This is a genomic window from Bartonella sp. A1379B (assembly GCF_002022485.1).
Lineage (GTDB): Bacteria > Pseudomonadota > Alphaproteobacteria > Rhizobiales > Rhizobiaceae > Bartonella > Bartonella rochalimae.
Genome location: NZ_CP019780.1, coordinates 58,347 through 77,997, shown reverse-complemented (window position 1 = coordinate 77,997; position 19,651 = coordinate 58,347). Strand labels below are relative to the sequence as shown.

Annotated in this window: 15 protein-coding genes and 1 pseudogene; all 16 read right to left on the bottom strand. The window is 35.9% G+C overall.

Features of this window, described 5'->3' with window-relative positions:
* Positions 1–209 precede the first annotated feature (209 nt).
* Positions 210–3,125 (bottom strand): isoleucine--tRNA ligase, encoded by a 2,916-nt coding sequence (gene ileS / locus BA1379B_RS00345; protein WP_078692277.1) that lies wholly within the window; start codon positions 3,123–3,125, stop codon positions 210–212.
* A 266-nt stretch (positions 3,126–3,391) separates the two neighbouring features.
* Positions 3,392–4,312 (bottom strand): outer membrane beta-barrel protein, encoded by a 921-nt coding sequence (locus BA1379B_RS00340; protein WP_236829044.1) that lies wholly within the window; start codon positions 4,310–4,312, stop codon positions 3,392–3,394.
* 136 nt (positions 4,313–4,448) lie between these two features.
* Entirely contained in the window at positions 4,449–5,237 is a 789-nt protein-coding gene (locus BA1379B_RS00335) for an outer membrane protein (protein WP_078692276.1), read from the bottom strand.
* Positions 5,238–5,383: 146 nt separating this feature from the next.
* Positions 5,384–6,265: an outer membrane protein gene (locus BA1379B_RS00330; protein WP_078692275.1), complete on the bottom strand. Its 882-nt coding sequence runs from the start codon at positions 6,263–6,265 to the stop codon at positions 5,384–5,386.
* A gap of 375 nt (positions 6,266–6,640) precedes the next feature.
* Positions 6,641–6,964 carry a hypothetical protein gene (locus BA1379B_RS00325; protein WP_035005647.1) on the bottom strand — a complete coding sequence of 108 codons (324 nt, stop codon included), beginning with the start codon at positions 6,962–6,964 and terminating at the stop codon, positions 6,641–6,643.
* Positions 6,965–7,605: 641 nt separating this feature from the next.
* The gene (locus tag BA1379B_RS00320; RefSeq protein ID WP_035005646.1) at positions 7,606–8,226 is read right to left on the bottom strand and encodes a ribonuclease D; all 621 of its coding nucleotides are present in this window, start codon (positions 8,224–8,226) and stop codon (positions 7,606–7,608) included.
* Entirely contained in the window at positions 8,198–9,613 is a 1,416-nt protein-coding gene (locus tag BA1379B_RS00315; RefSeq protein WP_078674133.1) for a dipeptidase, read from the bottom strand. Before BA1379B_RS00315 ends, BA1379B_RS00320 begins: the two co-directional genes overlap by 29 nt.
* Positions 9,614–9,688: 75 nt before the next feature.
* Positions 9,689–10,563: pseudogene (gene mutM, locus BA1379B_RS00310) on the bottom strand (bifunctional DNA-formamidopyrimidine glycosylase/DNA-(apurinic or apyrimidinic site) lyase).
* Between the two features lie 29 nt (positions 10,564–10,592).
* Positions 10,593–11,840, bottom strand: coding sequence for an aminopeptidase (locus BA1379B_RS00305; RefSeq protein WP_078692274.1), 1,248 nt, complete (start codon positions 11,838–11,840; stop codon positions 10,593–10,595).
* Between the two features lie 31 nt (positions 11,841–11,871).
* A complete protein-coding gene (locus BA1379B_RS00300; protein WP_078673524.1) occupies positions 11,872–12,720 on the bottom strand; it encodes a cell wall hydrolase in 849 nt (282 codons plus the stop codon).
* 438 nt (positions 12,721–13,158) lie between these two features.
* Entirely contained in the window at positions 13,159–13,875 is a 717-nt protein-coding gene (phoU, locus tag BA1379B_RS00295; RefSeq protein WP_035005639.1) for a phosphate signaling complex protein PhoU, read from the bottom strand.
* Between the two features lie 27 nt (positions 13,876–13,902).
* Entirely contained in the window at positions 13,903–14,661 is a 759-nt protein-coding gene (pstB, locus tag BA1379B_RS00290) for a phosphate ABC transporter ATP-binding protein PstB (protein WP_035005638.1), read from the bottom strand.
* Between the two features lie 42 nt (positions 14,662–14,703).
* Entirely contained in the window at positions 14,704–15,996 is a 1,293-nt protein-coding gene (pstA, locus tag BA1379B_RS00285) for a phosphate ABC transporter permease PstA (protein WP_078673522.1), read from the bottom strand.
* On the bottom strand, positions 15,993–17,441 hold the full coding sequence (gene pstC, locus BA1379B_RS00280) for a phosphate ABC transporter permease subunit PstC (protein WP_078692273.1): 1,449 nt from the start codon (positions 17,439–17,441) through the stop codon (positions 15,993–15,995). The genes pstA and pstC overlap by 4 nt, the downstream gene beginning before the upstream one ends.
* Before the next feature lie 62 nt (positions 17,442–17,503).
* Positions 17,504–18,550: a PstS family phosphate ABC transporter substrate-binding protein gene (locus BA1379B_RS00275; protein ID WP_035005633.1), complete on the bottom strand. Its 1,047-nt coding sequence runs from the start codon at positions 18,548–18,550 to the stop codon at positions 17,504–17,506.
* A 101-nt stretch (positions 18,551–18,651) separates the two neighbouring features.
* The gene (gene gshB / locus BA1379B_RS00270) at positions 18,652–19,590 is read right to left on the bottom strand and encodes a glutathione synthase (protein WP_078673520.1); all 939 of its coding nucleotides are present in this window, start codon (positions 19,588–19,590) and stop codon (positions 18,652–18,654) included.
* Positions 19,591–19,651 lie beyond the last annotated feature (61 nt).

The following is a 19,651-nucleotide window of genomic DNA, read 5'->3' as shown; positions in this document are numbered from 1 at the left end:
AAGCGCACAGTTCACTGACATTATTATGACTCTTTGGAGACTGCCAACAACACACAAATCGCCTATTCATAGACAAAACAACGCATTTCATTTCTAACATAAATTTCCTCTTCATCAATGATAGAATCTAAGTGATGTTAAATTTATTGAATACTACCCTTTCAAATGACCCTATTCAAAGCATCTTCTACTGATATATGCTAAACCTCTTAAATTTTGCCAAGTGCTTGTAATTCTCGCAAAGCAGCTGCATCACGAGCAGAAACATCAGGATAATTTGGATCACTCCCAACATCTTGTGTATAACGCCATGATCGAGCACATTTAGTACCCACCGCCTTATTCGAGCAGACACCGACACCTTCAACATCACTCAAAATAAAAGCATCCGCAGGAGGTATATCTTGAACGATTATTAAAGCACTGGTAATACAAATCTCTGCCATATCTAAATTGTTCAAAGATTCTAATAAAACAGGGTTAGAAATAAAAACAATAGGCGCTGCTTCTAAAGATGATCCAATCCGTCTATTTACTCGCTCAATCTCTAAAGCACCTGTTACAACTTTACGAACCTGTCTGATTTTTTTCCAACGTTCTGCTAAAAGTTCATTTTTCCATTCTGTCAATATAGGGCGAAACTGTTGTAAGTGCACCGAACAACTTTCTGGATAACGTTCTAACCATGCTTCCTCCATTGTAAAAGGTAACATTGGAGCAAGCCATGTTACCATTCGATCAAAAATCTCACGAATAACTTGTAAAGAAGCTTTACGCTTTTTTGATGAAGGGGGATCACAATAAAGAGTATCTTTACGAATATCAAAATAAAACGCAGATAACTCAACAATTGAAAAATCCAATAATGCACGCATAATTTTCTTAAAATCAAACTCATCATAAGATCGATTAATCAACTGATCAAGTTCATAAAGTCGGTGCAATATCAATTTTTCAAGATCCGGTAGTGTACAATAGGGTATTTCTTCTCCTTCATCATACACTAAAATACCAAGCATCCAACGAATTGCATTTCGCAATTTGCGATATGAATCCACATTTGTTTGAAGAATCTTTTTACCCAAACGCTGATCTTCCCAATAGTCAGTTGTCATCACCCAAAGACGAAAAATATCAGCACCAGATGTTTTAATGATATCTTGTGGCATAATCGTATTGCCCAAAGACTTAGACATTTTTTTGCCATTCTCATCCAAAGTAAAACCATGTGTAACAACAGTTTTATAGGGTGAACAAGCTCGTGTCCCACAACTTTCTAAAAGAGAAGACTGAAACCATCCACGATGCTGATCAGATCCCTCAAAATAAACATCAGCAGGCCATTTCAAGTCAGCACGATCTTCTAGCACAAAACTATGACTTGCTCCAGAATCAAACCAAACATCCAAAATATCATACACTTGTACCCAACTCTCATGGGCACGTTCATTTAAAAAACGCTCTCGAGCCCCTTCTGCAAACCATGCATCTGCCCCTTCTGCTTCAAAAGCTTGTAAAATACGCTTATTCACTTGCTCATCTTTAAGAATAAGCCCATCTTCATTAACAAAAATACAAATTGGAACACCCCAAGCACGCTGACGAGAAAGCACCCAATCTGGACGATCTGTAATCATAGAAGCCAAACGATTTTGGGCGGAAGGTGGAACAAAACGTGTCGTCATAACAGCTTCCAAAGCTCGGCTGCGTAAGGTTGAACCATCACCAAGATCTTTATCCATTGCAATAAACCATTGAGGCGTATTCCGAAAAATAATTGGCTTTTTTGAACGCCAACTATGAGGATAAGAATGTTTTAAACGACCACGCGCAAATAATAGTCCTGCTTTTATTAAAGCATTAATAACTTCTTTATTAGCACTCCCCATTTTTCCATTATCATCAATAACGCGGATAGCCCCTTCCTTACGATCTGGTCCAAAACCAGGAGCATCCTTCGTATAAAAACCTGCATCATCAACGGGAAAAGGTATAGTAGTGTCAATACCAGCTTGCTCCAATACAGACTTATAAGCATTCCAAATTTCAAAATCCTCACGCCCATGGCTAGGTGCTGTATGGACAAAACCTGTACCAGCACTCTCTGTCACATGGGAGCCATCAAGCATCGCAATCTTATGGTTATATCCCCCAGCCAAACCTTTAAGCGGATGAGAAAGAATAAGAGTTTTAAGTTCATCAGCACACACAGAACGCAAACGTTTTAAAATAAGTTTCGCTTTTGCTGCACAATTCTCAACTAAAGCATCAGCAAAAAGAAGCTTTTCCCCAGCTTGAGGTCCAAAATCATTTTCTGCACTTTCAACAAGATAAACGCCATAAGAAATTTGTGAAGAATAACTAACCGCACGATTACCAGGAATTGTCCATGGCGTCGTTGTCCAAATTACAACATAGGTATCATATAAATCATGAAAACACGTTTCCAAAATAGGAAATTTAACCCAGATAACATCAGATTCATGATCATGATATTCAATTTCTGCTTCAGCCAAAGCTGTACGCTCAACAACAGACCACATCACAGGTTTTGAACCACAATAAAGTTGATCAGACATAGCAAATTTTATTAATTCGTTAGCAATACGTGCTTCTGAATGAAATGCCATTGTTGTATAAGGATTTTTAAAATTTCCTATAATACCAAGTCTCTTAAATTCTTCACTTTGAACTGTTATCCAAGACTGTGCAAAATCGCGACATTCCTGACGAAATTCACTAAGAAGAACATCATCCTTACTTTTCCCTTGCGCGCGATACTTTTCCTCAATTTTCCACTCAATTGGAAGTCCGTGACAGTCCCAACCAGGAACATAATTCGCATTAAAACCCCGCATTTGAAACGAACGGACAATAACATCCTTTAAAACTTTGTTTAAAGCATGTCCAATATGAATATTGCCATTTGCATAAGGTGGACCATCATGAAGAATGTAAAATGGACGATCTTTTGCTTGTTGCCGCAATTGAGTATAAAGATCTATCTCTTCCCATCGTCTTATTAATTCAAGCTCTTTTTGTGGTAACCCTGCACGCATAGGAAAATCAGTTTTGGGCAAATAAAGAGTTTTTGAGTAATCTATTACTTCATTTTTCACAGACATTGTGAAATATTCCTGTCCACTTTTACTATTTTAGTTTTGTATCATTTCCCTGAACCCTGAAACTATAGCTACCCACTCTATAAGGAGTCTGGACTAATAATTAAGGAGTCTGGACTAATAATTCGTATTCAGCAGTGATCAAGAATACATAATATTGTAAATTTTATCATGAAACTATTAAAAAAGAAAACAAAAAATAACTCTCAAAAAAAAGACTCTGCATAAGCAGAATCTTTTCGCAATAAAAATATAAATTTCTCAATAAATTAGAATTTATAAGCTACACCAACACGGAAGTCATTAGTTTTATAACTAAGCTCAACTTCTCCTTTTGCAAATTTCTTTTTGCCAAAGTCTGAATAACGGTATTCAGTGCGCATAATAAAACTCTTAGCGATTGCTATATCAAAACCACCACCAAAGGTGTAACCAACCATTTTCTTTTCTTCATCTGCTTCAGCGTTTCTTCTAGATACCAATACTGATAAAGTATCTTGAAGCTCCGTATAAGAAACACCAGCAGCAATATAAGGCATAATACGATCAGCAGCAAAACCAATACGTACTCGTGTAGCACCAGCCCATTTTTCTTTTAAACAGTGATTAAAAACGATACCTGTTTGTGCGTTATTTTTTGCTTGAGCCATATAATAATACATTACACTCTTATTTCTAAAACCTCCGATAGGATTAAGTATCGCTCTCGCTTCCATTTGAGGTTGTTGTGTAGAGTTAGCACCTATTTCACTGCCTGCTCCACCTGATCGATACGTTGGAATACCATTATCATCAATGATAAAATTTCTGCTATCTTCTTTTCCGGACCACATTATATCCGTATCAACACCTACAATAAGGTTATTACCAAGATCAACGTTGGATCCTGCATAAATACCACCTCTCATCCCCAGGGGTTTAGGCAAAAATTTCGGATCAACTGGTGCCCATTTATTATTACGTCCAGAACTCTGTGCACCACCTATTAGAGGAACCTCAAAATCCAAAGAGCTTGCAGAAACCGTACTTGAAAAACTACTAATCTGACCACCAATATAAAATCCAGTCCACGAAGGTTGAAAAGAAGCTGGTGACAATGACTCTTGAAAAGACACACTTCCTGATGCTTGTACTACGGGAATACAAGTTGAAGTAATAGCCAATGTAATAAAAAAAGATTTAATATTCACAGATCTATCTCCATATAAATTTCAGAGTGTATTTTATATAACGTTTTAATTTTAAAAATCTGTAGTAAAAATAACACAATAAAAAAATCTCTGCTGTAAAGCAGAGATTTCACTTATAGTTCAATCTTCTAGTAAATTAGAATTTATAAGCTACACCAACACGAAAGTCATTGGTTTTATAACTAAGATCCACATTATCCTTCGCAAATTTCTTTTTACCAAAGTCTGAATAACGATACTCCGCACGCATAATAACATTATCAGTCATTGCAACATCAACACCACCACCAACACTATAACCAACTAGAATCTTTGTTTCATCTAAGAATTTTGGCTCAGAATCAGAAGGTGAAGTGTTCCTTCTTTCTCTTACTACTGCTTTAGCTAATCCCTCCTCTGTAAAAACATTTTGAAGCTGCACATAAGAAACACCACCAGAAACATAAGGCATCACACGATCCACAGCAAAACCAACACGCATCCGCATAGCACCAGCCCACTTTTCTTTTATGCTCATATCTATGCTCATATCCTGTACATCAAATACTTTTGTATTTTTTTTTTCAGACCACACCATATCTGTATCAATACCTAAAATAAGGTCTTTGCTCAAACTAACATTTGAACCTGCATAAATCCCCCCTATAAAACCTGAAAGTTTGGGTGATTTTATTTCAGAAAATCCTTGACCTTCGCTATCCTCCTCCACACTATCTTGAATAGGACTTAAGGTAGCTTCACCTGAAAAACCACCAATCTGAGCGCCTACATAAAAACCCGTCCAAGAAAAATTGTTAGAAGAGGAAATCACCGGTACTGGCTGATAGCTCTGTGACTGATGCGGTTTCATAATATCAGCTGCTTGCACCATAGAAACCGGAATAAAAGTCCAACTACATGCAACCAGTAAATGTTTTATATTCATATAATATCTCCTAATTCCAAATAATCCAAACTGGTTTTTATAAAACATTTTATTTTAAATATCTGTAACTCAAATAACACTTTTCGCAAAAAATAAAGGCCCTATCAGAGATAGGGCCTCTTTATAGTTTAAATTTTGCCTATAAATTAGAATTTGTAAGCTACACCAACGCGGAAATCATTGGCTTTATAATTAACTTCAAATTTGTCATTATGCAATTTCTTTTTACCAAAATCTGAGTAACGATACTCTGCACGGAGCAATACGTTGTCAGTCATTGCAAAATCAACACCAGCAGCAAGAGTATAGCCAATCATTGTTTTTGATTCATCAACTGTATTACTCTTACCAGAAGTTTCTTTGTCTGTTCCCTCAGCTTTTTGCGCAGGAACTTTCTTTATACCAGTTAACGTTGTAAAGGTGTCTTGGAGCTGTGTATAAGCAACACCTCCAGCAACATAAGGCATAATACGATCAGCAGCAAAACCAATACGAATGCGTGTAGCACCAGCCCACTTCGCTTTTAAAGTATGATCGTATTGTGTAAATTTAACGTCTTTTTCTTTCTCTGGTTCTTTCTCTGGTTCAGGCTTTCCATTATCTTTTGCGCCTGCAGGTGCGTTGTTGTTATTATTGTCTTTATCCAATTCAGATGTTACTTTGTCATTTTTTGTGTCTTTCTGCCCAGAAAAAACAACATCCGTATCAACACCTAGAATCAGACCGTTCCCTAAATCAACATTAGAACCTGCATAGAAACCACCTATGAAACCTGAAGGCTTAGGCGACAATTTTTTATCAAGCGGAAGCCACTTTTTAGAATCATCATCAGCAGGGCCACTAAAAGAAGTCTTACTAGAAAAACCACCAATCTGGGCACCTAAATAAAAACCTGTCCAAGAAAAAGCTGGAGCAACAACAATTGTTTCTCCTATTTCTTGAGGAACTCTAATATCTGCTGCTTGCACTGCAGAAGCTGTTATCAAAGCAACAACAGATGTTGTGATTAAACATTTCATATTATTCATAAATTTGCTCCATAGCTAATGTTCATATACACATAGTTACACATTTCCTTCAAAAGATCTGTAGTAAAAATGATACAAACATAAAAAAAACCACAATTATATGATATAATTTTTAGTTTTATTTTACGGTTATTATAAATAATGAAAAACGCAATTACAAAATATCGCAGTTATATTGATTATTATGAAGTCACCAATATCATGAATATAATTAAATCACATCTTAAGTTATATTCAGTCACCAAAAACACGTTCTAGTCAGCCACTTTTCTCACTGACTAGAAATAAAACTAAGCCTTTCCAACAAGTGATAACAAAATATATCTCCTAATAAACCTAATAAAAAAGCACACGTAAAAACTGTATACTTATCAACTAAAAACTGAATGGACTGCGCTTAAATAAATTAGGTCTTTTGTTTTTATGATTAGATGTCTCTGGCTTTTTCTTTTTTTTAGATTTTGACTTTTTTGAACCACTCGATGCAAAAGCCACATGTACTGGTTCTGTCATTTTTTCCCACTTGCTGTAAACAACACGACCAAAAGAATCTTTTAAAAGTAAAGGGTCCTTATTCCATTCACTAACACGAAAAGTTGGAGAAATAAGCGGTATCTCCTCTTTAAGATCAGATCCTTGAACCGTAGCAGCTGTCATCATAGTAAAACTCGAAACTGTAATAAAATACTTCATATTCATAACTTATCTCCATATTATAAAATACAAAATGTATTTTATAAACTATTTCATCACACATATCTATGAAAAAATGGTGTAAACACAGAAAAAACAAAAGCCTTGTCTTTAACAAAGACTCCCTATAATTTATTCTCATAACACATTAAAATTTATGAGATCTTCCAATGCAAAAATCATTAATAAAGAAAATTTTGAATTTTAAATAAAATCTGAATAATGATATTCTGTACGCTCAATGTTATCGCTTGACTCTTAAAATGAAGGATAACCTTAGAAAACCAGAAGGTATTTTTATTGTATCTATCTTATAATCAGTTTAATAAGGTTTTGATAAGTTCAATTTAATTTGAAAAATATCTTACCAAATTCATTTTTCTGAGTAGTACATTTACTTACTAATCATATTCCTAAAAATAATTCTAACAACAATACGAAATCTCATCTTCATAAAAGATTCATTTGTAATCTACTATTTCATTATATTTTATAAAAATATAATCTATTTACTTTTTGTAAAATTGGTAATTGATATTCCTCAAAATGATACAGGAAAATGAGTAAAGAAAGATTTGCAACGTACAAATATTCTGTACTAACGAGATCAACTATTTCTTTTCAATTTTAGAAATAAATTTTAAAGTTCAAACATGCGCAAAAATATCAACTTCTGACCATCCCAAAAGATCAAGCTTTGCTCTTACAGGCAAAAATTGAAAACACGCTTTTGCAATATCTTCGCGTTCTTCACGTTTTAAACGTTCTTCAAATATACTCTTTAAACGGTGTAAATACAAAACATCAGATGCAGCATATTCAATTTGTGCACGAGATAAAGCATCTGCTGCCCAATCTGATGATTGTTGCTGTTTAGAAATATTAACATTCAATAATTCACTACAAATTTCCTTCAAGCCATGACGATCAGTATAAGTACGCGTCAGTTTTGAAGCAAGCTTCGTGCAAAAAACAGCATCGGGCATCACACCAAATGTATGCGCTAAAATAGCAAGATCAAAACGCCCAAAATGAAATATTTTCGTAATTGTTTTATCTTCAAGCAACGTAACTAAATTAGGAGCGCTATTTTGTCCTTTAGCAATCTGTATAATATCAGCAGTACCATCTCCAGAAGAAAGTTGAACCACACATAAACGATCACGGTGTGGTTGCAATCCTAAAGTTTCAGTATCAATTGCAATAGAATCAACACAATAATTATCCAAATTTGGTAAATCACCTTGATGAACACGAATTTCTGCCATTTATTCTCCTGTTTGCTAGGGCTGCAAGAATGCGTACCCAAGACCGTTGCCCCTTATGAAATGATTTTAAATTATATTTCTCATTAGGTGAATGAATCCGATCATCAGCTAATGCAAATCCAACTAAAATAGTTTCCATATTAAAAATTGATTGAAAATCCCCGACAATCGGAATAGATCCTCCCATAGCAGTTAACAAAGCAGGTGTCTCCCATTCCTGAAATAAAGCATCTTGCGCCGCTTGAATAAAAGGTGAATCATAAGGAAGTTGAACCGCCGGAGAAGCACCGTGTTCTTTAAATGCAACTGTACAATCTGCAGGAATAAGAGAGCGCACATAATTACGAAAAGCTTGGCTTATCTTTTCTGGATTCTGCTTATGCACTAAACGAAAAGAAACTTTTGCAGACGCTTGAGAAGGAATCACCGTCTTAAATCCTTCACCCTCATATCCCCCACTCATGCCATTAATTTCTGCTGTAGGACGAGCCCATACTTGTTCTAAAAGACTTCGTCCCTTTTCTCCAGTAGAGATAGAAAGACCAACAGGACTAAGAAATGTCTCAGCATTACAACCAAGTTTATCCCATGATTGTAAAATCTGTAAAGGCGTCTCTTCTACACCATCATAAAATCCAGGAAGTTGTATTCTACCATTTTCATCATGAAGCCCAGCCAAAATTTTAGCTAAAATGCGAATAGGATTAGCTGCTGCGCCTCCAAAATAACCTGAGTGCAGATCACAATTAGCAGCCGTAACGACAACCTCTTCTCCTAAAATTCCTCGAAGACCCACAGAAATAGATGGTGTATTCGCATCCCACATTGAGGTATCACAAACTAATGCACAATCAGCCTTCAATTCATCAGCATTTTCCTTTAAAAAAGGAATAAGTGAAGGTGAACCACTTTCTTCTTCACCTTCCAACAAAATGGTAACCTTTACAGGAAGCTGTTTTGTTTTTTCTTTAAAAGCACGACATGCCTCAATAAAAGTCATGAGCTGGCCTTTATCATCTGAAGCACCACGAGCACAGATGATCTTGTTTCCATTTTGTTCTTTTAAAGAAGGCTCAAACGGATTATTTTCCCATAAATCCAGTGGATCAACTGGTTGTACATCATAATGCCCATAAAATAACACATGCAAACAATCATCAAAAGGTCCTGGATGATGACCAACAACCATTGGATGACCAGGTGTATCGCGACGTGAAGCTGTAAAACCTATACTTTTCAAATCTTCCACCAACCAATCAGCTGTTTTACGGCATTCATCTTTATATGCTGGATCTGTAGAAATAGATTGAAAACGTAAAAGAGAAAAAAGATGTTCAAGGTTTTTTTCTAGATTCTTATCAAGATACTCTAACACTTTATTAAGCATAAAAAAACCTTTCAATCTTCGCAAAATTATAAATATGACTTTAAGCTTGTTATAAAATTTTGCAAGACACATTCTTCATTTTTGACATTGTGGACAATAAAAGCTTGAACGACCTGACTGTACAATACGCACAATAGGTACCCTACAATTCAAACATTCTTTTCCTTCACGTCCATAAACCGAAAAATGGTGTTGAAAATATCCAAGTGAACTATCTGCATGCATATAATCACGTAAAGAAGTCCCCCAGAAGCAATTGCTTCAGTAATCACATTACATATATTTTGTGCAAGAAAATTTGTAGATTCTAGTGTATGTACATCTTCTAACGCCAATGTAAATGCATTCCGCTGTGGTGATAAATGGCTACGCCAAAGTGCTTCACAAACATAAATATTCCCAAGGCCAGCAACAATAGATTGATCAAGCAAAGCTGTTTTCAGAGATGTTTTTTTATTAGCAAAAGCTTTTTTTAAATAAGCACCAGAAAGCGTATTGTTCATAGGCTCAACCCCTAGCCTTCTTAAAAATGGATGTTCATAAAGCTTTGTTGTATCTGTTAAAAGCATAAAACCAAAACGGCGAACATCATTATAAGTAAGACGATAAATTTTATCATCTTTTGCCCGAATATTTATAATGCAATGATCATGCTCAACTAATTTGCTTATAGAAGAATGCTCCTTGCTTAAAAATTCACCCTCTATACGCCACGATCCTGACATACCTAAATGACTCAAAATCGTTTCATTGCTTGAAAAAGAAAATAATAAATATTTCGCGCGACGACTAAGTTGTATAATCGTTCTGCCTACTAATCGCTCAGAAAATGCTTCTGGAAAAGGAAAACGCAAATTTTTACGATTAAGTTGAACAGATATAATTTTTGCACCAGTTAAAAACGGATCAAGCCCACGGCGAACCGTTTCCACTTCAGGAAGTTCAGGCATTATCTCCCCAATGATTACACATGTGCAAATTAAGCCCACTCACCCTGACGAAATACAGGAATTTTTGTACCATCCTGCATAACACCGTCTATGTTGATTTCATTTGATCCAATCATCCAATCTATATGAATAATACTCTTATTCCCACCACGCATCGCAATCTCTTCCGGCGTCAATGTTGCCCCATTTAAAAAACACTTAGAATAACATTGCCCTAAAGCAATATGACACGCAGCATTTTCATCAAACAATGTATTATAAAAAAGTAAACCACTCTTAGAAATAGGTGAAGAATGCGGGACAAGAGCGACTTCACCTAATCGACTAGCACCCTCATCACTTTGTAAAACCTTTTGCAAAACTTCTTGCCCCTTTGAAGCTGATGCATTGACAATACGGCCTGCTTCAAAACGAACGTCAATATTATCAATGAGCGTTCCTTGATAGGAAAGTGGCTTTGTTGAACGAACAAAACCATCAACTCTATAAGTATGAGGAGTTGTAAATACTTCTTCAGTGGGAATATTAGGATTACAGATAACACCATTTTGAGCAATCGAGGCACCCCCATGCCATTCATGCTCATCAGCTAAACCAACTGTTAAATCGGTTCCTGGACCGGTAAAATGCAAAGCAGCAAAACGTTGATCATTAAGCCAAGATGAACGTTGCTTTAAATTGGCATTGTGCGCATGCCAAGCATCTACAGCATTATCCTGTGTCACACGTGAAGCAGAAAAAATAGCTCCTGCTAATTTCTGAATTGCTTGCTCAAGAGGTAAATCAGGAAACATTGCCGTAGCCCATCCCGCTGTTGGATAAGCGATAATCGACCAATTAATCGCAAAATTTGATATCTTGTTCAGAGCTGGCTGATAAGCTATCGAAGTGGCCTTATTCAAACGTGAAACCTTATTCAAATCTTGGTTGGAAAGTAACAATGAATTATCACCAACAATTGCCAAACGTGCAGCTCCATTTTCAAATGCTTTTGCCATTCCTTCATAAAGCCAAGAAGGTGCACGATCAAAACTAGCAGAATGCGCATTTTCAAACCGAATAAGTGATAATGCCTCATCACCAAAAAGTGGTGTAATAACACCAGCACCAGCCTTATAAGCATGAAGGGCTATCTGTCGAACCAAAGGTAAAGCCGTAACTGGAGCTGTCAAAACAAGATCCTGTCCTTCTTGTAAATTGAGCCCTACTTTTATTGTAACTTCTGCAAGGCGGTCAAGCATTTCAGGAGAAATCATTTCATCACGATCAAAACGCATAACCCTTATCCTTATTCAACTGCGAAAAAAATTACCGACTTCTATACCGTTCTTCTAACATTGCAACAACTGCATTTAATTGATGTTGTGAAGGCATAGCATACGCCACAATTGTTGTGTTTTCTCTTAGCTCATCTCCATAACGAGGTGCAGATGTAGGAATAGGAATTTTATCAAGCTGTGCAACAACAAAAGGTGTAAAACTCTTTTTATCTGCTTGTGCAATCTCTATTGAAACAGGTACTTCCTGTATTTCTTCTGTTTTTACTTCTCCACTGTCTACACTTGAGTTTATAAAGTTGGACATATTATCAGAACGTTCTTGAGAAAAAGCAAACGCAACATCATAAGGACGGTCATTAACCGGAACTTGAAGTGATCCATTACGGGAACGTTTTTCATAAAAAGCGTTACCTCCCGCAACACGAACATAATGCATATTCTTATAAGGAAAAGATAAACCAGCAGTGTGGAAAAACATGGCATTTTTACTTTTCTTATCTCGCTCACCACGTAAAACAGCATCAGCAGCCTCTTTAACACGAGCAACAGATGCCTTCTCAAGCATAGGGCGGGTTAAAACACCGGGAGCAAATTGCTTGCGCTGGCCAACAACACCACAAATAGTCTTTGGATAAGCACTTGAATTCACACGGTTCATAACAACCGTTCCAACAGCAATCATTCCTTCACGACTTGAACGATTTGATTCAAAATACATCGCACGCATAAGACATTGGCGTTCTGTTAATGGATAATCGACTGATTTAGTGTTTTTATAATCGTCCGTTTTTTGAAGCTTCACATGATTTGATGAGCACCCTACAATAACGGATGATATAACGCAAAGAACAATAATAAACCACTGGTTTTTTTTCATTTTATACAATATATTCCTATGTCTTCAAATATCTAAAATTCAAATGAATTTTTAAATACAAATCAAAAAAATATACAATTAATTGCTAATTGCTCACATATATAATCTAATAATTTAATCGTCAAAACATGCTTCTACACAAAAAACAATAAAAAAATCTTAATTCAAAACATCTCTTATTGCCTAAATGATTCAATGAATATTGTGTTAATCTTAAGCTTTTAAAATAATCCTCAAACACTAATATCTCTATAACTGACTATAGTATTTGATAACCATTAAACACCACACCTGAGTACCATTTAAAAAACTTTTTACATAAAAAGTTTTACCAAACTCAAATGCAATTCAAAACAGATTAAGAAATCTTATAGAGCGCGCCAGTTAATAATAAAACCTATCTCACTCCTTAATAATCGGTTCATTGAAAATAAAAACCTAATCTGTTTTCTTCTCATTCACTCCAACTTTATACGTCATATCATCACGGGGACGACCAAATGTCATATGATTGCCTGTAATAATATAATGAAGTGTTTCAGCAATATTAGTCACATGATCACCAATCCGTTCAATATTTTTTGCACAAAAAAGTAGGTGTGTACAAACTGTAATATTACGCATATCTTCCATCATATAAGTCAAAAGTTCACGAAAAAGAGACGTATATAAAGCATCAATTTTATCATCACTTTCACGTACTGCATCAATGCGATCCAATAAACGACTCTTATAAGCGTCAAGGACTTCCTTTAACTGATTGCGCGCTAAAACTGTAATCGTTTCAAGCCCACGGTAAAAAGCTGCAGGTTGACGGATTTCAGAAATAGCAACTGTCCGCTTTGCAATGTTTTTTGCCATATCTCCAATTCGTTCAAGATCAGAAGCAATCCGGATAGCTCCAACAATTTCACGTAAATCAACAGCCATTGGTTGGCGTTTACAAATAATGGTAATCGCTTTTTCATCAAGATCACGTTCTGCTTCATCTAAAAATAAATCATCGGCAATAACTGAAGCTGCTAACTCAGAATCATCACACACAATTGATGCCACAGAACGTTCAATCATTCTTTCAGCATGGCGACCCATTTCTGAAATCTTGGATTCCAAATATTCTAATTCTATATCATAAGAATGAACAATATGACTCATGATAGTCCCTTATACCCTTCAATTCACTTACCCAAAACGTCCAGTAATATAATCCTGCGTCTGTTGCTCTTTTGGTGATGTAAACATCATTTCTGTTGCGCCAACTTCTACCAAGTGCCCTACATGAAACATAGCCGTATATTGAGAAACACGTGCCGCCTGCTGCATAGAGTGTGTCACAATTACAATTGTATAACTTTGTCTCAACGCATCGATCAGCTCTTCAATACGTGCCGTTGCAATTGGATCAAGAGCTGAACAGGGCTCATCCATCAATATAACTTCAGGACTTACAGCAATAGCACGTGCAATACATAAACGTTGTTGTTGTCCGCCTGATAAACTTGTTCCTGGCATATGAAGGCGATCTTTCACTTCTTCGAATAATCCCGCTTGTATCAAGCTTTTTTCAACAATCTCCTGCAATTCAACACGAGATTTCGCTAAACCGTGAATACGCGGTCCATAAGCAACATTCTCAAAAATAGATTTTGGAAAAGGATTAGGTTTCTGAAAAACCATTCCAACACGCGCACGTAATTCTACAACATCAATACGTGAGGTATAAATATCCTCCTCATCTAAAGTAATCAAACCTGTTACTTTGGCGCCTTCAATTGTATCATTCATACGGTTAAAACATCGTAAAAAAGTCGATTTTCCACAACCTGAAGGCCCAATTAATGCAGTGACTTGATGTTCGATAATATCAAGAGTAATGCCGTGAATAACTTCTTTCTTTCCGTAAAAAACACGAACATCTTGACCACGCATTTTGATCTTCATACTCGATTCAACCTTAGTGTTATGCATCAACTCTCTCAAAAATTACCAACGTCGTTCAAACCGCCGGCGTAAAAGAACAGCTGCAATATTCATAAAAATGAGAAAAATCATTAATATAATAATAGCACCTGATGTCTTCTCCACAAAAGAACGCTCTGCTTCACTTGCCCACATAAAAATTTGAACAGGCAAAGCTGTTGCTGGATCCATTGGCGTAATGGGAATATCCACAACAAAAGCAACCATCCCAATCAAAAGCAAAGGCGCTGTCTCACCCAGTGCTTGAGCCAAACCAATAATTGTGCCTGTCAGAATACCAGGAGCTGCTAAAGGAATCACATGATGAAAAACCATTTGCGTCTTCGATGCACCCAACCCTAAAGCTCCTGCACGAATAGAGAATGGAACAGCTCGTAAAGCAGAACGCGTAGCAATAATAATTGTTGGTAATGTCATAAGAGCCAAAACAAGCCCTCCAACAAATGATGCTGAACGCGGCATCCCCATAAAATTGATAAAAACAGCAAGTCCTAGAAGACCAAAAACAATCGAAGGAACAGCAGCAAGATTATTAATATTAATTTCAATAAAATCTGTGAATTTATTTTTTCGTGCATATTCTTCAAGATAAAGAGCTGTCGCTATCCCTATTGGTAATGAAATTACTAAAACAATAATCATCATATAAAGAGAACCAATCATCGCGACACCTAAACCCGAAGTCTCAGGACGACTTGATGCACCAAATGTAAAAAAATGACGGTTGAAAGTCTTATAAAGAGTACCGTCATTAATTAAATATTTCATCCATTGTATCTGTTGATCAGAAATTTTACGATTTTTTTCTGGTACATGTAAATTAATCTGCCCCTTATATGCTGAATCAATATCTGACGCAGCTAAAACTTTAACTTTTTGCGTTGTTCCAATTAAATGAGGATTTTTCACCACTATATCACGCAACTGAACACGAACACTCTGCGAAAACATACGGTTAACATTACGCATAGATATCTGATGATTGAGATCGACCCCAAGTTTTGTTGCCAAAGCATTCTGTACAAGAAGTGGATAATTAGCAGTTACTAATATCTTTGGATTACTCTCACGCTGACCACTAGGGTCAATCACTTTTTCATCCAAATAAACTGATAAAATCATCTCACTTTGAAAAAAAGCTGTATAACCTTGACTAACAATAGACCATAAAAGAATTGCCAAAAAAAACAAACTAATAAAGATAGCACTTAAACCATAAATACGAAAACGGCGTTCAGCTCGATAACGACCTTTAAGGTCAATATTACGACGATGTAAAAAAAAAGCTTCACTCATTCATATCGTTCCTGATATCTACGTACTATATAAAGAGCTAAAATATTCATTAAAAGAGTCAGAATAAAAAGTGTCATTCCCAAAGCAAAAGCTACAAGTGTCTGTGGAGAATTAAACTCAAAATCACCCGTTAATTGATTAACAATTTTAACCGTCATTGTTGTCATCGCTTCAAATGGATTAAAAGTAAAATTTGCAGCAACACCAGCTGCCAATACCACAATCATTGTCTCTCCAATTGCACGTGATGCAGTCAACAGAAGTGCTCCCATAATCCCAGGAAGAGCAGCTGGTATAACTACTTTTTTAATTGTTTCAGATTGTGTTGCTCCTAAACCATAAGAACCTTCACGTAAAAAACGTGGAACAGCAGTAATAATATCATCTGATAAAGATGAAACAAAAGGAATCAACATAATTCCCATAACAATACCAGCCGTCAAAACACTTTGAGCCATAATAAAACTAACCCCACCAGAAAGAGACAGTGAAAGATTGTGCAAAAAAGGCCCAACAATCTTCAAAGCAAAGAAACCGTACACAATAGTTGGGATGCCAGCAAGTACTTCTACTAATGGTTTCACAATCGACCGTAATCGAATTGAAGCATATTCAGCCATATAAAGAGCAGCAAATAACCCAACAGGTACAGCAAAAAGCATAGCAATAAAAGCAATATAAAGCGTACCAGCTAATAATGGTATTAAACCAAATTGTCCCACACTATTTTCTGCATGATTCATTGAAAAACGGGGATCCCATACTGTCCCCAAAAAGAAATTTGATAATGACACAGATTGAAAGAAATTCATTGTTTGAAAAAACATAGAAACCACAATACCAACCGTTGTTAAAATAGCAATTGTAGATGCACAAACCAATCCAATAATAATCAAACGCTCAACTTTATTACGGGCACGTTGGCGCGGAGAAACTTGCATAATACCAAAAATAAAACAGAAAAATGTAATAATAGAAAACAAAATATGACCAATAAATTGCAATTTATCATAAAAAAAATGCCATAACTCTGTAATTTTCAATATATAATCTGGCACTGTTACGGGCAAAACAAATCCTTGCACTAACAATTGAGCTCTCACATCCTCATATAAAGTAGCGGTAAGAGCTCCTTTAAAGTGAGGCATCATTTTGATTAACCCGCGGATAAGCCCATGCTTATCTATTTCTATCATAGACACCATATGAGCTTCCAACTCTCGTGAAACAATATATTCCAAATAAGCAGAACTACCAACATTCCAAAAAATTAAAAAAATCAGAGCTGGAATAATAGTTATTAAAAATGTCCACCAACCATAATAATGTGCACGAGAATGCATCTTAAATCCTGAACGTTCAAGGCAACGCGCTCGCATATAAGAAATGCAAAAGCCAATGATACTAAAAGTCAACAAGAGAAAAATAATGAAAGAAATAGCCATCTTGTTTTTCAATTTCTGTAAAAAAGAAACATAAAATAATTCCACATCATCAATATAAAAAATTACTGCAAAACCATGACTTTACCAGAAGAAAAAGCATCTCGTTGCAGCTGTCTTTCTCTTTCAGAAAGAGGAACTAAACCATATTCAGTTAATGGACTATGTAAACCAATCATTTGATCAGAAAGAAAGAAATCAACATATTCTTGCATACCTGGTACAATGTTTAAATGCAATTTCTTAACATAGAAAAACAACGGACGTGCAATCAAATATGTACCATCAGAAATTGTTTCAACAGTTGGATAAATACCATTAATAGATGCAACCTTAAGTTTATCTGCATTGTTTTCATAAAAAAACAAACCAAAAACCCCAATTCCTGTTTTAGAAGAAGTAAGACGAGCAAATGTCTCAGAATAATCACCATCGATATCAATAACTTTTCCATCTTTACGGACAGCAATACAAGTAGCATTAATAGCCTTATCACTCATTCCCAAAGCCTTCATCTGCTCAACTGCACCACTGGCTTTACAGCCAATAGAAAGCACTTTTTCTTCAAGAACTTCACGAGTTCCATGCTTTTCACCAGGAATATAAGCTGTAATTGTCCAATCAGGAAGATCACTATTGACTGCACTCCATTTCATAAATTTATTTGGTTGCAATTTTCCATCCACAATGACCTGCGCAGCTAATGCTCTATACAAATCCACTGGCTGCAATTTCCAATCAGGACCATTGATATCTGTCGCAAAAACAATGCCATCATACCCAATACGCATTTCTTCAATATCCTTTACGCCAGCATCAAAACAAGATCGTAATTCATCTGATTTCATTGCTCGCGAAGTATGAACAATATCAACTGTTTTCTTCCCAATACCACGACAGAATTCCTTAATACCAGCTCCTGAACCTCCCGATTCAATAACAGGAACTTTAAAATCAGAGTACATTTCTCCAAAGACCTCAGCAACAATTTTCCCATAAGGCAAAACTGTCGATGAACCTACAATATGAACTCGATTGCGAGCATAACTAATATCAACCAATAATATAATAGAGGAAATAAACCCTATTCCAATTGATAACAATTTCCTCATTTATAATTCCTTTAAATTTAATTCAAGATCTATCGTTGCATTACCGTAACATACAAAATTAATTCATATCAGTCATATGATAAACTATGTTATAGTCATTTTTAATTTAAGCGTTTAAGTTCAACAATATCCCAAAAAAGAGAAGCGATATCTGCGCCTCCAAAGCGTTTAATTTCACGAACTCCTGTAGGAGATGTAACATTGATTTCTGTTATATAGTCCCCAATCACATCAATCCCTACAAGAAGCAAACCACGTTTTTTTAAAGATGGGCCAATACGTGCACAAATTTCATAATCACGTTCTGTCAAACCAATATATTCTACATGACCTCCAACATGAATATTAGAACGAACATCGGTAGCTGTAGGAATTCGATTAATTGCCCCAACTGGCTCACCATCAAGCAAAATAATTCGTTTATCTCCCCTTCGTACGCCCTCTAAATAACGCTGCACAATAAAAGGCTCTTTATAACTTTTTTCAAACATTTCAACCAGTGATGCGAAATTGCGATCGTCATGTTTTAAATGAAAAACACCCGCCCCTCCATTCCCATAAAGTGGCTTAAGAATGATATCGCCAAATCTAGATCTAAATGCCTTTATTTCTTCAATATCCTTTGTAATGATTGTCTCGGGCATTAAATCAAAGAATTCAGTCACAAAAATCTTTTCCGGACTATTACGCACCCACATTGGATCGTTCACAACTAGTGTTTTAGGATGAATACGTTCTAAAAAATGAGTGGTAGTGATATAATGCATATCAAAAGGTGGATCTTGTCGTAACAAAACCACATCCATATCCATTAATTCCGTACGTACAGACTCACCTAATTGGTAATGAGATCCTTCTTCATCACGTACAGTTAGTGGCTCTAACCGAGCAATCACACACCCATCACGTATAAATAAGGAATCCGGTGTATAATGGAAAAGAGAATGTCCACGTTCTTGAGCTGCCAAAGCAAGTGCAAACGTAGTATCTCCTCGGATCTCAATCGTCGCAATATGATCCATCTGAATAGCAATTTTCATTAATAAAACCTCCTACCGCTGACTGCCAACTGGTCAAGCAAACATAAATTTATTAAACAGT